We start from the raw sequence: 14,879 nt of genomic DNA on the forward strand, positions 1-14,879 counted from the left end.
GCTCGTATAAAAGAGTTAACATACCCTAAGGAGGTAAGATTATGAAGAAATATGTCGCAGGTATAGGGTTGCTGCTTGCCGCCCTTATTTTATTCGGTTGTAAAAATCCGCCTGTTCAGACACTCGGTAACATTTCAGCGCACGAAACTGTCACAGTGACTAAAGATGAGTTTGATGGCGCTTCTTATAAATTTAAATCGGGATGGACGGCCACTACCACCCCCGCTTCCGACATCACGCACATACAGGTTTATGCGGTGCGTGCAGATTCTATCGAAAAATCAGAAGCGGTAAGTAAAGTATTTAGCGACGGGTACTATGTCGACGACACAGCTGCTGACGGTACTATCGCTGCATCTGCGGTTAAAGCAGCGGTCGGTAATGGGGCTGCCGTCGGCGACAGCTTTTACATTGGGTATCGTTTGGTAAAAACAGCAAATAATGAAATCAAACGGAGTAAGATTGTTGCGGTAAAGATCGAAGCTGCCAGCCGGCACTATGTAACGGTAGACACCGCAGAGCTCAAGTATATATTCAAGAAGTGGTATCTTATTGCTACGGTAAAGGGTAACTATCCGTCGTTAAAGGCCACACTCAAGCTTGGCAGCAATGAAGCAGCTGCAGCTGTCGGCGAATCGAAAAAAGGTGTTGTAACGGATGATGGTTCCGGTAACTATACTACTACCTTTACATGGGAAGTTCCGCAGGATAAACTTACTTCCGGTATACCGGTGCATGCGTTGTTCTCGTTTACGGATGTAGAGTATGGCGACGTGGCTGCAAATTCCGATACGGTAGTGCGCGTAAAGGGCGGCAATGTACTTAATTCTAACAATCCTACTACTGACGATTGGGAGTTTAAAACCTCGGTACTGCAGGACGGTAATTCGGTACCCAACGTTAAGCTTCTAAGCGTTGCCAATCCGGCGGTTCCTTCGGCCAAACCGGTAATTACCATTGCTAATTTAGTAAAAGCTTTTGATGATGTTGATGATACAATCGATGTGAAAAACCTTACCTACAGCTATGCTTTTAGCACCGTTGCAAACAAAGCAGAGCTCCCTGCAGAGACAAAATGGAAGATCACAACGCCGACCGGAAATACTTTTACGGTTACACCGGATGAGAACTTGGATTATAACCAAACCTATTACCTCCATCTCAAGGTAAAATATACTGAAGAGAGCACGGCAGAGCCTAAAACCGTTAAAACGGTAAGCGAAGAAGATTTTGAAAAGCTGGGTGCAATTCCGTCGCCTTCTTTCACAACTCCTGACGGCTTAAATACTGCGGGTTTGGTTTACGACATGAAATCTGCAAGCACAAAAATCGATGATAGTCAATATCTACTTCCCGGACATGCCGTTGGAGACGTTCCTGCAGCATTAAAGACGGATGCAGATGTGATTGGTTCTGCGTTAGACTTTGACAACGGTTCGACAATCGACTCTTATGCCGGTATGTACTACTCGCAGGGTGACCTGTCCTTTAAGTTCCGCTTACCCGGTGAATCTGAAATAAAAACGGATATTTTGGGCAGCACCAATGGTAAAAAATTTAAGCTGATCAACACAAACTATGAGCCTCTTTATAATTACTCGAATGCGGGAGAAGTCTCCTTGGTTGAATTTACTGCCGGAACTGTAACGGTAGCGCTCAAGTATTATGCGCCTACATATAAATCCGATAATACTGATAGAACCGGTAGCGTATCTGCAAAGTGGCAATTACACGAACAGGGAAAGGTTAACATTGTCGTAACCGCTAACGGGGATAACACTATCACTACGCTGTTTACCACATCAGGAGATAAATTACCCAATACTACTGCGCTGGACAATATAGACGGCGATAATGTAGCTAACCAAGTTACAGGAATGACATTTGATGCAGATAAGTGGGTTGCCTATCAGGATAGCCTGATTACCTTTACTAAGCAGAAAATTACGGTAAAGGTCGGCGATGCCGCTTCCTCTGAAATTACTTTGGAATATCCAAAACACAGCGATATTTGCGATGACGGCTACCGGAGCTTTAGATTAGAATCAAAATTTAATGATCTTCGTGTTAAAGACGTTAAGTATGTCGTTACAAAATAACCGTATCCGTTAAAACTATAAGCGCCTCGATATGCAATGCATACCGAGGCGCTTTTTTTATGCAGCGGTGCGTTAAACACCTCCGCCGCGGTTACCGCATATTTTCCAACAGCTTAACGATAAATTTCCACATCCGTTCGGCTGATGAAATGCTCAAATGCTCATTCGGGGTATGTACATCGTATAAATTCGGACCGAAGCTGAGAGCGTCGATATCGGGGATGGTTTTCTTGATAAGACCGCATTCAAGCCCTGCGTGGACGGCGGACACAACCGGTTCTTTGCCGGTGAGTTCCTTGTATGTTTTTACGGCAACATCTCGGGCGTGCGACTCAGGCGAGTACTCCCACGCGGGGTATTCCGACACCTTGCTGAATACACCGCCGGTACGTTCGGCGCACAACTGCAGCACTTGTACAATCTCATCTAACTCACTCTTTACCGAACTGCGTACCGAAATCGTAAACGTCAGAGTGTCCCCGTCAAGGGCGAGGATACCGTTGTTCAAGCTGGTTTGCACCAGTCCGGGAATATCCATACTCATGTATTGCACCCCGTCGGGATCCATCGTCATAAAGTCTATGATGCCGGTGCTGACCGTCCCGTTGTACATCATCTTAGGTAAGGCCGTTGCCGGTTTTGCCGTAATGCGGATATCCTTGTCGGCGACACGGTATTCCGCTTTGATTGCCTCGGCAAGCTGTGCAATGACAGCCTGTGCGCGGGCGGCATCTTCGACGGTGATGATTGCTTCCGCCTCTTTTGCAATGGCATTATGTTTTGAACCGCCTACAATCGACACGATATGCACGGGCTGCTCCGCTTTTACTGCGGACAACACCCGGCCCAACAGCTTTATCGCGTTTGCACGCTGCTTAATAATCTCCATACCGGAATGCCCGCCGAGCAGCCCGTCGACTTTAATAGCCAATGCCTGCTCTTTTAGCGGCTCCGTTTCAATCTTAAAATCGACGTGGATATTGGCGCCGCCTGCGCAGCTGACTAAAAAGACTCCTTCCTCTTCGGAATCGACATTAAAAAGGATTCTACCTTGTAAATGATCCGCTTTTAAAGCGCGCGCTCCGTCCATGCCGACTTCTTCGTTCGTAGTAATTAATACCTCAAGCGGAGGGTGCGCAAGCGACTTTGAATCGAGGATAGCCAGCGCGTAGGCAACTGCAATACCGTCATCTCCGCCGAGTGTTGTCCGGTCGGCATGCAGATTATCTCCTTCTACAATCAGTTTGATTGGGTCTTTCAAAAAATCATGATGCGAATCGGCCGTCTTTTCGCATACCATGTCCATGTGCCCCTGCAAGATAACCGTCGGGGATTTTTCGTATCCTGCCGTCCCGGGCTTTTTGATAATGACGTTCAGCGCCTCATCTTGATATACTTCAAGCGAACGTTCTTTTGCAAAGCGTACCAAAAAATCGCTGATTGCTTTTTCGTTATTTGACCCACGCGGTACCGCCGATATTTCGGCAAACCAATGGAATACTTCTTTAGGCTGGATGTGTTCTATGCTCATATAGCGCTCCTTAGCAGGGATAAAGGTTTTCTCTAAAACATCAAAAAACGGTTTTAGAGTTCTTTCGTATATATCGATTATAGCATAGTTTTATGAATGTTACAGTAGAAGGAGTCTTTGGTATATTTTTAAGACATTTCGTATTGTATTATTGCATTTTAGGTGATACTATCAGAGCCCCTACATTGTTAATTATAATTATAGGAAGAGAGGAAGCATTATGAATAAGATTCCGGCAGTAAGAACACGGGAAGAAATTCTGTTTGACATTATGCAGACAACTTCCCGCTTATACAGTATTCGCGATAAAGATATTCTTTTGGAAAGGATATTAACCGAGGCGCGGCAGGCGCTGAATGCCGACGCCGGATCCATTTATCTAGTAGAAGGTAAACAACTGGTTATCCACTATGCGCAAAATTCAACGCTGCAAAAACGGTTAAAACCGGGAGAAAAACTGCCGTTTCATATTTTTTCATTTCCAATCAACGGTACTACTATTGCAGGATTTGCAGCATTAACCAAGCAGCTGGTCAATGAACCTGATGTCTACGCAATTTCTTCCGATAAACAGTATAAATTTGGGAGTATCAGCGATGAGGCAACCGGTTATAAAACCGTCTCTACGTTGACCATTCCGTTGATTGCTATTTCCGGCGACGTCTTGGGTGTTCTCCAGATGATTAATGCGCTCGACATACACGGCCGCATCCGCGCTTTTACCTCCGACGACGAAATGTTTCTCTCCCATTTTGCGGCAAACGCTGCGGCAACACTCATGCATGCCTCATTAACACGGGAGATGATTCTCCGTATGGTGCAAATGGCGGAATTACACGATCCGCGCGAAACGGGACTGCATGTGCATCGCGTTGCCAACTATGCAGTGGAAATTTACGACCGTTGGGCATTTAATCATAACATTCACCGGCATGAGCGGGAAAAATTCCGCGATGCTCTCAAAATTGCCGCCATGCTGCACGATGTCGGCAAAATCGGTATTTCCGATACGATACTTAAAAAGCCCGGCAAACTTACCCCCGAAGAATATCAGATTATGCAGAGCCATACATGGCGCGGTTCAAAACTGTTCTTATCGGGCAATTCGGAAGTCGATACCATGTCGCGGGATATTGCGCTGCGGCACCACGAAAATTGGGATGGAACCGGTTATCCCGGGCATATCTCGCAGGAAACGGGAGAAATAGTCAAATACAACCGCACTCATACCGCAGCGCAGGGGCTTATCGGTACGGAAATTCCGCTTGGCGCCCGTATTACCTCGCTTGCCGATGTTTACGATGCGCTTTCCTGCAAACGGGCATATAAAGAAGAATGGACCGAAGATAAAGTTTTAGAAGAGATACGGCGGCTGCGCGGCGTAAAATTCGACCCCGAAATTGCCGACGCTTTTTTTGAAATTGCACCGCGGATTAAAGAAATCAAAGAACGTTTTTCAGAAGGAGCTGCGTTTCCCGATCAAGGGCTTGGGCAAATTCCATAACTTCTTTCTTTCCGAATGCTTTTGTACGTTCGGGAGCAAGTCCGTTTACGGACAATTCATACATAAAGTTTCTAATAGACAACCGTTCACCGATATTTTCAGGCGTATATACAACGCCGCGGTCATTGATAACTTTTATATGCGCATCGACAAGCTGCTTAGCAAGGGGAATGTCGCGGGTAATAACCATATCGCCCTGTACCGCATGCTCAAGAATATACATATCTGCCGCTTGGTCATCAGCTTCGGTTACAATAGCCGTACAATAGGAATTTTTAGGAATAGGAATAGGCCTGTTTGCTGCAAAGACAGCCGGCAGTTGCAGCCTCTTTGCCGTTTTGCAAATAATCTCCCGGATTCTTACCGGGCAGGAATCCGCATCAACAAAAAACGTCATGCGTGTTCATCGGTTGGCGGCGTAAGCGAATAAATAATTGAATCAATGTCTTCGATCATTTTTCGTGCCGACTGCTCGATTAAGAGTTCGGTTTCTTGCTGCGGAATCGCTGCTTGCGGATTAAGCCGCTCTTTGCTCAATTCGTCCGACAGCAAAATACCGGCAATAATCGCAACGCGCAATGAATCGTTAACGCCGGAAGTTTGTTGGACTTCGGAGACGACTTTTTTATAATGGTTGTAGATTGACTGTAAATATTCAGCGGGTTGATCGGCTTCAAGCGCAAATGACGTACCCAACAAATCGATTTGCAGCCGCCCTTTGCGTTCTGGCATCGTTAAAAAATATCCAGCTGATTTGAATGGTTTACCGTTTCTTGCGGGGCGGTTTCCGGTACAACGGCAGGCTGCGGTGTTATTTCAGAATCGGCGGTAGACGATTGAGATTCCGCCGTTTCTTCGTGTACGGTTTCCGGCTGTGCGGCTGTATTTACCGTTTCTGCCGATGTTCCCGAAAATTCGCCGGCTGCAGTTCCGCTTGTTGTAGGAGCTGCGGACGCAGCCGTTGAAGTTGCTGCTTGGTACACAGTGTCTTCAAATGCGCTCAAGTGATTGAGCGCATTGATGATGCCTTCCTCGATCTTAGCTTGATCGTTTCTAAAGACAAGAACTATATTCTCCAACTCTTCGATTCTCTGTTGGCGGTCATGCAGTTCAAGTTTTAATAGGTCATTCTCATCTTTGAGCGTCTGCATCAGCTCAATTGCTTTAGAGACCCTTGCTTCAAGCTGTTTAATTTGATCGAGGTTTAACATACGTTAGGCTCCTAGTGCTTTTTTAGACTGTTCGACAACGCTTTTAAAAGCGGCCGGATCTTCGATAGCCATATTGGATAAGGCTTTGCGGTTTAAAGCGATGCCTGCTTTAGCCATCCCGTTAATAAAGCGTGAATAGCTCATTCCTTCCGCACGTACGGCTGCATTGATTCTGCTGATCCACAAGCGGCGCATATCACCTTTGCGGTCGCGGCGTGCTTCAAAGCTATGGGTAAGAGCTTTTACAACGGCGTCTTTTGCCGCTTTATAGTTCGTACCTCTGCGTCCGCGGAAGCCTTTTGCTAACTTTAAAATCTTCTTGCGTCTATGGATGCGTTTATTTGAACATAACGATCTCGGCATTGTATTCTCCTAAATATAACTAAAATTTAATGTGTGCCGTAAGGAAGCAGCTGTTTTCTGACCTTTTTGCTGTCAACTTCGGCTAAAATTCCGCCTTTGCGCAAATCGCGTTTGCGTTGCGGGGATTTCTTGGTCAAAATATGGCGCAAGTTCATTTGCTTATACTTTACCTTACCGCTGCCGGTAAGTTTAAACCGCTTTGCTGCGGCGCTCTTACTCTTCATCTTAGGCATAATACACCTCGTAAATTATTTCTTTGATTTAGGCGCCAATGTCATAGACATTGTGCGTCCTTCCATTGCCGGAGGTTTTTCTACCGTTAAATCTCCGCCGAGTTTTGCCAGTACGTTGTTTAATACATCCAGCCCCAGCTCGGTATGGGCTAACTCCCGCCCCCGAAAGCGGATTGTTACTTTTACTTTATCGCCGCCATCAAGAAAATCCTGTATATGCCGTGCTTTAAAAGACAGATCATGGTCATTTATCTTAGGCTGCATACGGATTTCTTTAAGAACTTGCAACTTTTGTTTTTTCTTGGAATCACGGAGCTTTTTTTCCAATTCAAAACGATACTTTCCATAATCTAAAATCTTGCAAACGGGAGGATCCGCTTGCGGAGCCACTTCAACGAGGTCAAGATTAACGTCTTGAGCCATCCTAAGAGCTTCAAGGGTGGAAACAATGCCCTTTTGCTCCCCTGCATCATCAATTAAACGAACCTCGCGGACACGGATCTGTTCATTAATCCGCAAACCTTTATTCTCCGCCAACTATTCTCCTCCAGTACACTTTTCTCAATGCACATAAAATAAAGCTATAGATCATAAGTATATCGAATTTTCTTTGAATATGTCAAGGTTACGCTTAATTATTTGATCGTTTCCAAATAAGCGATTGTTTCTTCCGCTGTTTTTTTCCAGCTGTATTGTTTTACCCATTCCGTTCCGGCATCGATTAGTTTTTGTCTCCGTTCCTTATTTGCACCGGCGCTATCGTTGATCAAACTGCCGATGACAGAGGCAATCTCTTCCGGCTTATCGGGTTCAAAATAACAAGTGCAGTCGCCTGCAATTTCCGGCAATGCACCTGCGCGGACACAGGCCGTCGGAATGCCGCAGGCCATCGCTTCGATTACCGGCAAGCCAACCCCTTCGACAGGAGAAGGAAACACACATAGGTCGGCTGCGGAATAGAGCAGCGGGAGGTTTTCATGCGGAAAGTATCCGGTGAGCAGAATATCCGACGCAAAGGGAGAACGGAGCACCGCCTGATGCACTTGTTCCGCCTGTTCGCCGTCGGCTCCGGCAATGACCAGTCGATGCGGCGCTTTTGTTTTTTGTTTAAAGATGGAAAAAGCGTTGATCAGCTCGATATGCCGCTTTTCGGGGTGAATAATCCTCGAAGCATAGATAATATACGGCCGCCTAATGGCGAAGGGCTTAATGGTCAGCGCTTCCTGCGCTTGCAGGTTGTGCGGGTGGAATAAATCGGTATCGATCCCATTATGGATCACCCGTATCTTATCTTCCGCAATGCCGTTGTTAAGCAGATTATTCTTAATGTAGTTACTGGGACTGATGATCCCTTTAACGGATTTAAGCGTTAATTTTGAAACAAGCGATGATATGTTTTTTAAATACCCTTGGGAATTATCCGTAAGGATATTTTGCATTACAAGCACCGTAGGGACTTCAAAACGTATCGGCACGAGCTTTGTCCCCGATGGGAATAACACAATGTCATATTGCTGCTTACGGGCAAAGATATTAAAAGAGAGACTGTGCCATGTCTGTTCCGCAAAGGCGGAATCCCCTACGGAAACACAGGTATATTTGACACCTTCAACTCCTGATGTATAGGTATATTTATCCAATTCATGCCCGAAAAGCTGAATGCTATGTTCGGTCTTAGGTAAATTATGCACTAATGAAAGAATATAAGCTCCGATACCCGACCTGCCGTGATCGCACCCGAACGTATTAATCCCAATTTTCAAACGAAACCTCTTTTTTAAGTATCTTAGAGCAGTCTCACCGGATAAATAAATCAAAATCGCAGAATCTGGTTGAACAGCCTCGATTATTCTGCGGGGTTATATAAAACATCCGGTGAGACTGCTCTGCTGGATATTTTCACGATTATAGCATTTACCGTAACAATATGCTATCCTTGCGGAATGACTGATTTTTTGAATATACCGCTGTACAAGCCGTTCGTTGAAACGCTGGCAGCCGGAGGAATTATACACCCGACCCCTATTCAGGAAAAAGTGATACCGCTTGCCTTAGAAGGAAAAAGTATTTTTTTTGAATCCGAAACGGGTACGGGGAAAACTCTTGCGTTTTTACTGCCGCTTTTTACCCGGCTGATGCAGGATGAGAAAAAAACAATCGCTCCCCGCATCCTTATTTTAAGCCCGACGGTGGAGCTTGCATCTCAAATTAAAGAAGCGGCGGCGCAGCTGCAAGGAAGCGGCCCGCAGTATTTTAGGACATTGCTCTGCGTCGGCGGCAGTTCGTTAAAACGGCAAATAGAGGGGTTAAAAGAAAAACCTGCCGTAATTATCGGAACGCCGGCGCGGATTTCCGATTTGATCGGGTTGAAAAAACTCAAGCTGCAAGAAATAACCGCTGTGGTAATCGATGAAGCAGATAGGCAGCTCGCTCGTGAAAGTAGGGATGCGCTGCAAACCGTCCTTGCGACGCTTCCACAGGATGTACAGGCGCTTGCTTGTTCGGCAACGTTCAACGGTAAGAATATTGAATTGCTTAACGGATTTTTGCGCCGTTCGTCCGCTGCCGAATTGCCGGAATGCCTTTCGATTGCGCACACCGGTGTACTGCAAAACTCCATCGAACATTGGGCGCTTTTCAGCGAACGCCGGAACAAGGCCGATACCCTGCGTGCACTGATTCACGCATTGGACAATACATCGGTGCACAGCGCAAAAAAGATGCTCATTTTTACTGCGCCTGCACAGGAAGTTGAAACCCTCGCGCAAAAACTGCAGCATAAAAAAATCGATGCGGTGCCGCTGTACGGTAAACTGGAAGGTTCCGAACGGAAGCAAATTATCGCACGGTTCAGGTCGGGCAAAACACGGATATTAATTACCAGCGATTTGTCCGCCCGCGGGCTTGATATTGCCGACATCGATTACATTGTGCAAATGCAGCTTTCCAAGGATGCCGATGTCTTTATACATCGTGCCGGCCGTACCGGAAGAGCGGGAAAGAAAGGCGTTAACATCGTGATCGGGGATGAATACGAATTGCGCATTTTACAAGCCCTCGAAAAAAAGCTGGGCATCACGGTATATCCCAAAATTCTCACCGGCGGAAAAATCCAATCCCCCTCGGAAACCGCATAACAAAGAAACCGCATAAATCAGATGCTAATATGTTGAGGATTAATTTGTGCGCAGCGATGAAGTAGATATACCGTATATTTTCAAAAGGTAAAGGTTGACAGCGGAGAATTAAAAAATATACTAAAAGGATATAAAGAGCTGTATCAAAAGCGACTTGTGTAATTGCACTTGTACAGTTTGAAACGCTCTCATTTTTTATTCGTGCGGAGAGTTTAATACCCCGACGCTTGCGTCGTAACGAAGGGTATTAAAGCCGACTGCAACCATCTTATAGAACATACAGTGCGAAACGTTGAGCACTGTACCCCGACGCTCGCGTCGGGGTTGTTGATTGGAGATTAATTATGGCGATTGTTATTCAGGGATTGGGAAAAGCTCTCCCTTTAAAAGAGATGAAAAATACGGATTTTCCGCCGGAACTCGGCACATCCGATGAATGGATTAGGAGTCACACCGGAATCGGTGCGCGCCGGATTGCAGGAGCGGACGAAACCAGTGCATCGTTGGCATATCAGGCGTGTACGGATGCGCTTAAAAATAGCCGCACTTCCGAACCCGTAACGGCGGACAAAATCGACCTTATTATTTGCGGCACTGCAACGCCGGATTTTCCGGGTTCACCGTCAAATGCCTGTCTTATCCAAAATAAAATGCAGGCAACACACGCCGTGTGCTTCGACTTGACGGCGGGATGTTCCGGCTTTATTTATGCGCTCGACACGGCGGCAAGTATGCTGGAGCGTCATCATTGGCGGTTCGCGCTTGTATGCGGTGCGGAAGTGCTGAGCCGTATTATGGACTGGAACGACCGCTCTACCTGCGTTTTATTCGGCGACGGTGCGGGTGCTGCCTTGCTTGAAAACACGTTTGAACCTTCGGGACTTGGACTCGGTGCAATCATACTTGGGGCGGACGGAACAGGAGCGGATAAGCTCTATATTGCACCCGACCGCCGCGTACACATGAACGGCAGAGCTGTATATGATTTCGCAGTCAGCCACATCACCGAAACCGTTAAGACGCTCCTCGCTAAGGAACATTTGCAGGCTGACGATCTTGATTTAATAGTGTGCCATCAGGCAAACGAGCGGATATTGGAGGCAGCGGCAAAGCGGCTTAAAATCGACTTTAGTAAATTTGTCCGCAATATTGAAAACTACGGGAACACATCTGCCGCTTCTATCCCTATCACCCTTACCGAACTGACGGAGCAGGGAAAGCTGCATGAAGGCATGACCGTGCTCATTACCGGATTCGGCGCGGGACTGACATGGGGCGGAGCCATTATTCGGTTCTAAATATTTTGCCTGTTCTAATTATGTTAATAGAAGGAAAATGATGGAATACGTTTTTTTATTTTCGGGACAAGGCTCCCAGTTTAAAGGTATGGCAGAGGATATTTGCAAAGAATATCCGTCAGCCCGCGTCGTTATCGATAAAATGAGCGATGTTTCGGGAGAGGATATCGCTTCTTTTTTGTGGAATACGGAACCGCCAGAACTTGCCCGCAGCGACCGGAGTCAGATTGCAATTACCGCGATGCAGACAGCAATTGTCACAGTGCTGCAGGAACACGGTATTAAACCCGCCGCTGCTGCAGGGTTCAGCTTAGGTGAATTTTCTGCACTCTACGCAGCGAAGGTTTTCGACCTTGCTACAATGGCAAAGCTGGTAACCTTACGCGGGAAAATCATGCAGAAATACTGTGAAAAACTCGACGAGCAGAGTAAAGCGGGGAATGGAGCGTGCGGCATGGCAGCGGTACTCAAACTTGATCCCGAACGGATTGTCGAGCTTTTAAAGCCGTATTCCAATCCCGACACGGGGATTGCTTTTGCAGCCAACTTGAACAGTCCGATGCAGACCGTTGTATCGGGTACTGCCGAAGGACTCGATATTGCGGAAAAGCTCTGCAAGGAAGCGGGGGCAAAGCGCTTTGTCCGGCTTGCCGTAGCGGGGCCGTTTCATTCGCCGTTGATGCGCGGAGCAGCCGAGGAATTTTCCGCTGTCTTACAGGACGTACCGTTCAACAATCCGGCTATTCCCATTTTTTCAAATGTTACCGGAAAGCGGCTTTTAACCGGCGAGGAAGCAAAGAAGAATGCCGTACTGCACTTAACGCATCCTGTGCGCTGGCTGGAAGAAGAACGGGAAATCGCATCATTAATCGGAACAAAGGAACATCACTTACTGGAAATAGGGCCGGGCATGACGCTCTGCAATCTGTGGCGGGACAGCGGTTGTGCAGGAACCTGCCGTCCGACGGGCACCGCTGAACAATTGGCTGCTATCTTAGACGGCAGCCGTTTATAAGAGGTTTATATGTTATTACAAGGAAAAAAAGCATTGGTTACTGGCTCCTCGCGGGGAATTGGTAAGGAGATAGTGCGCCGGTTTCTGGAAGAAGGCGCCGAAGTGTGGGGACTTTGTACAAAGCCGTCGCAGGGCAAGGCTGAGATGGAAGCATTTGCGGCGCAGCATAACAGCACATTCCACGAGATATACGCCGACTGCGGAAATGCCGAAGAACTGACTACTACGGTAAAAGAGGCACTCAAGCAATCCGGTGGATTCCATATTTTGGTCAACAACGCGGGGATTACGCGGGACGGGCTGTCGTTCCGTATGCCGCAGGAGGACTGGGACGTTGTACTGCGCGTTAATTTAACCGGGGCTTTTTTAACATCGCAAATCGTCTCTTCCGATATGTTGCGGAAGCGGGAAGGTTCTATTATCAATATGGCCAGTATCGTCGGCCTGCACGGACAAGGCGGGCAGGTTAACTATGCGGCAAGTAAAGCGGGCTTAATTGGTATGACCAAAAGCCTTGCAAAAGAGATCGGCAGCAGAGGGGTACGGGTCAATGCGATTGCGCCCGGCTATATCGAAACGGATATGACATCGTCCTTACCGGAAGATATGCGGAAGAATTGGATAGAAACCGCTATTCCCTTAAAGCGCGGAGGAACGCCGCTTGATGTTGCAAATGCGGCTGTCTTTTTAGCATCCGATTTATCCGTGTATATTACCGCGCAGGTACTCGGCGTAGACGGCGGTATGGGCGCCTAATTGAAGGAGAACATAATGAGAAGAGTTGTAATTACCGGTCTTGGTGCCGTTTCCGCTTTGGGAAATACGGTTGCGGAAACATGGGAAGGAATAAAAGCAGGCCGCTGCGGAATCGAAAAGATTACCGTCAACTACGACCCCGGAGATGATAGGGTAAGAATTGCGGCTGAATGTAAAGAGTTTGATCCTACCGCATTTATGGATAAAAAGGATGCCCGTAAAATGGCGCGCTTTTCGCAGTTTGCAGTGGCGGCAGCGGTACAGGCAGTAGCGGATGCAGGACTCTCAAACGAAACGATAGAGGGCGACCGTACCGGCGTGATGATTGGAAACGGCATCGGCGGTTTTGAAATCCATGAAAGCTCGTTCAGAAAATACTTTGAGGCGGGGCATTCGCGGATTCCGCCGCTCGCTATTCCGCTGCTCATTCCGAACGAGGCGGCGGGCAACGTCAGTATGCATTTCGGTCTGCACGGGGTTTCGTGGACAATTACCACCGCCTGTGCCTCCGGTACCGACGCTTTGGGAAATGCGCTCGATTTAATCCGTTCGGGCAGAATGGATATGTGTCTTGCAGGAGGTACGGAAGCTGCGATCACGGGCTTCGGTATCAATGCGTTCAGCGTGCTGCAAACCCTTGCAGCGGATTACAACGATGAACCGCACAAAGCCTGCTGCCCCTTCGATAAAAAACGCTCCGGCTTTGTTATGGGGGAAGGAGCCGGCATTCTCATTCTTGAAGAATACGAACATGCAAAAAAGCGCGGTGCAAAAATATACGCGGAGCTTGCAGGCTACGGCGGTTCATCCGACGCGTATCATCTAACCAGCCCCGATCCTGAAGGTACAAGCGGCGCTTTGGCTATGACAAAAGCCTTGGAGGATGCAGGGGTAAAACCGGAAGACGTGCAATACTACAATGCGCACGGAACTTCCACCCCGATTAATGATCCGTCCGAAACCGCAATGATTAAAAAAGCATTCGGGAAGCATGCATATAATCTGAAGATTTCGTCTACTAAGTCGATGATCGGGCACTGTTTGGGTGCGGCCGGCGCGTTGGAAGCAATTATCTGCGTAAAAGCGATTCAAGAAGGTTTCTGCCCGCCTACCGTGAACTTAACGGAGCCCGATTTGGAGGCTGGATGCGACCTCAATTACCTACCGCAAAAAGGCGTTTCCTGCACGGTTGATTGCGCCGCATCCGGTTCGCTCGGATTCGGCGGCCACAACGGCGTGTTAGTGTTCAAAAAAATAAAATAACGAGGGAGAAAGCGATGAGTGTAAAAAATATAGAATCCTTGCTGCCGCACCGAAAGCCGTTTTTGTTCGTTGATGAAATTATCCGTGCCGACGAGGAAGGCAGCGAAAGCCGATACACCTTTAAACCGGAGGAGTTCTTTTTTAAAGGACATTTTCCCGAATATCCGGTTGTGCCGGGGGTGGTACTGGTAGAAACAATGGCACAGGCAGGAGGCGCTGCGCTTAGTTCTATGGGAAAGTTTGAAAACGGGGCGCTGTTTTTTTTGGCGACTGTCGACAAGGTAAAGCTCCGCGCGCAGGTACGCCCCGGCGACACGGTACGCATCGAGGTAAAAAACTTGCGCGTATCGTCCCAGATGATCAAGCAATCCGGTAAAATCTATGTCGACGATGCCGTTGCTGCGGAAGCCGAATGGATGTGTCTTGTCGGAAAGGCGTAAACCGGCGGGTCGTTGCCGTAATTTGTTAT

General features: G+C 47.5%; 16 protein-coding genes. 8 read left to right on the plus strand and 8 right to left on the minus strand.

Translation table 11 applies throughout. The features are described from left to right. The first annotated feature begins 41 nt into the window (after positions 1-41). Positions 42-2,099, plus strand: a complete 2,058-nt coding sequence (locus HMPREF1222_RS08640) for a hypothetical protein (protein ID WP_016519075.1) — start codon at positions 42-44, stop codon at positions 2,097-2,099. A gap of 91 nt (positions 2,100-2,190) precedes the next feature. Here HMPREF1222_RS08640 and HMPREF1222_RS08645 read toward each other — a convergent pair whose 3' ends face one another. Next, the gene (locus tag HMPREF1222_RS08645; RefSeq protein WP_016519076.1) at positions 2,191-3,630 is read right to left on the minus strand and encodes an aminoacyl-histidine dipeptidase; all 1,440 of its coding nucleotides are present in this window, start codon (positions 3,628-3,630) and stop codon (positions 2,191-2,193) included. Positions 3,631-3,850: 220 nt separating this feature from the next. On the opposite strand from HMPREF1222_RS08645, the gene HMPREF1222_RS08650 reads away from it, so the two are divergent. Then, complete coding sequence (locus HMPREF1222_RS08650) at positions 3,851-5,134, plus strand: GAF and HD-GYP domain-containing protein (RefSeq protein ID WP_016519077.1); 1,284 nt, start codon at positions 3,851-3,853, stop codon at positions 5,132-5,134. Here the strand turns inward: HMPREF1222_RS08650 and HMPREF1222_RS08655 are convergent. From HMPREF1222_RS08655 to HMPREF1222_RS08685, 7 genes are all read right to left on the minus strand, one after another. Then, positions 5,073-5,531 (minus strand): YaiI/YqxD family protein, encoded by a 459-nt coding sequence (locus tag HMPREF1222_RS08655; protein ID WP_016519078.1) that lies wholly within the window; start codon positions 5,529-5,531, stop codon positions 5,073-5,075. The two genes, HMPREF1222_RS08650 and HMPREF1222_RS08655, sit on opposite strands and share 62 nt — an antisense overlap. Next, positions 5,528-5,866 carry a cell division protein ZapA gene (locus HMPREF1222_RS08660; RefSeq protein WP_006188470.1) on the minus strand — a complete coding sequence of 113 codons (339 nt, stop codon included), beginning with the start codon at positions 5,864-5,866 and terminating at the stop codon, positions 5,528-5,530. The genes HMPREF1222_RS08655 and HMPREF1222_RS08660 overlap by 4 nt, the downstream gene beginning before the upstream one ends. 2 nt (positions 5,867-5,868) lie before the next feature. Then, complete coding sequence (locus HMPREF1222_RS08665) at positions 5,869-6,345, minus strand: cell division protein ZapB (protein WP_006188471.1); 477 nt, start codon at positions 6,343-6,345, stop codon at positions 5,869-5,871. A gap of 3 nt (positions 6,346-6,348) precedes the next feature. Further along, complete coding sequence (rplT, locus tag HMPREF1222_RS08670) at positions 6,349-6,708, minus strand: 50S ribosomal protein L20 (RefSeq protein ID WP_006188472.1); 360 nt, start codon at positions 6,706-6,708, stop codon at positions 6,349-6,351. Positions 6,709-6,734: 26 nt separating this feature from the next. Beyond that, positions 6,735-6,941 carry a 50S ribosomal protein L35 gene (rpmI, locus tag HMPREF1222_RS08675; RefSeq protein ID WP_006188473.1) on the minus strand — a complete coding sequence of 69 codons (207 nt, stop codon included), beginning with the start codon at positions 6,939-6,941 and terminating at the stop codon, positions 6,735-6,737. A gap of 15 nt (positions 6,942-6,956) precedes the next feature. After that, positions 6,957-7,478: a translation initiation factor IF-3 gene (infC, locus tag HMPREF1222_RS08680; RefSeq protein ID WP_006188474.1), complete on the minus strand. Its 522-nt coding sequence runs from the start codon at positions 7,476-7,478 to the stop codon at positions 6,957-6,959. Positions 7,479-7,576: 98 nt separating this feature from the next. Next, the gene (locus HMPREF1222_RS08685; protein WP_006188475.1) at positions 7,577-8,704 is read right to left on the minus strand and encodes a glycosyltransferase family 4 protein; all 1,128 of its coding nucleotides are present in this window, start codon (positions 8,702-8,704) and stop codon (positions 7,577-7,579) included. A 180-nt stretch (positions 8,705-8,884) separates the two neighbouring features. Between HMPREF1222_RS08685 and HMPREF1222_RS08690 the strand changes: the two genes are divergently transcribed. From HMPREF1222_RS08690 to fabZ, 6 genes are all read left to right on the plus strand, one after another. Then, positions 8,885-10,078 (plus strand): DEAD/DEAH box helicase, encoded by a 1,194-nt coding sequence (locus HMPREF1222_RS08690; RefSeq protein ID WP_016519079.1) that lies wholly within the window; start codon positions 8,885-8,887, stop codon positions 10,076-10,078. Between the two features lie 344 nt (positions 10,079-10,422). After that, positions 10,423-11,376: a beta-ketoacyl-ACP synthase III gene (locus HMPREF1222_RS08695; protein WP_016519080.1), complete on the plus strand. Its 954-nt coding sequence runs from the start codon at positions 10,423-10,425 to the stop codon at positions 11,374-11,376. Positions 11,377-11,416: 40 nt separating this feature from the next. Next, positions 11,417-12,391 (plus strand): ACP S-malonyltransferase, encoded by a 975-nt coding sequence (locus HMPREF1222_RS08700; RefSeq protein WP_016519081.1) that lies wholly within the window; start codon positions 11,417-11,419, stop codon positions 12,389-12,391. A gap of 9 nt (positions 12,392-12,400) precedes the next feature. After that, positions 12,401-13,147, plus strand: a complete 747-nt coding sequence (gene fabG / locus HMPREF1222_RS08705) for a 3-oxoacyl-ACP reductase FabG (RefSeq protein WP_016519082.1) — start codon at positions 12,401-12,403, stop codon at positions 13,145-13,147. A gap of 15 nt (positions 13,148-13,162) precedes the next feature. Next, on the plus strand, positions 13,163-14,410 hold the full coding sequence (gene fabF, locus HMPREF1222_RS08710) for a beta-ketoacyl-ACP synthase II (RefSeq protein WP_016519083.1): 1,248 nt from the start codon (positions 13,163-13,165) through the stop codon (positions 14,408-14,410). A gap of 14 nt (positions 14,411-14,424) precedes the next feature. Continuing rightward, complete coding sequence (fabZ, locus tag HMPREF1222_RS08715; RefSeq protein ID WP_016519084.1) at positions 14,425-14,850, plus strand: 3-hydroxyacyl-ACP dehydratase FabZ; 426 nt, start codon at positions 14,425-14,427, stop codon at positions 14,848-14,850. Positions 14,851-14,879: the final 29 nt, after the last annotated feature.

Source organism: Treponema vincentii F0403 (assembly GCF_000412995.1).
Taxonomy (GTDB): Bacteria; Spirochaetota; Spirochaetia; order Treponematales; family Treponemataceae; genus Treponema; species Treponema vincentii.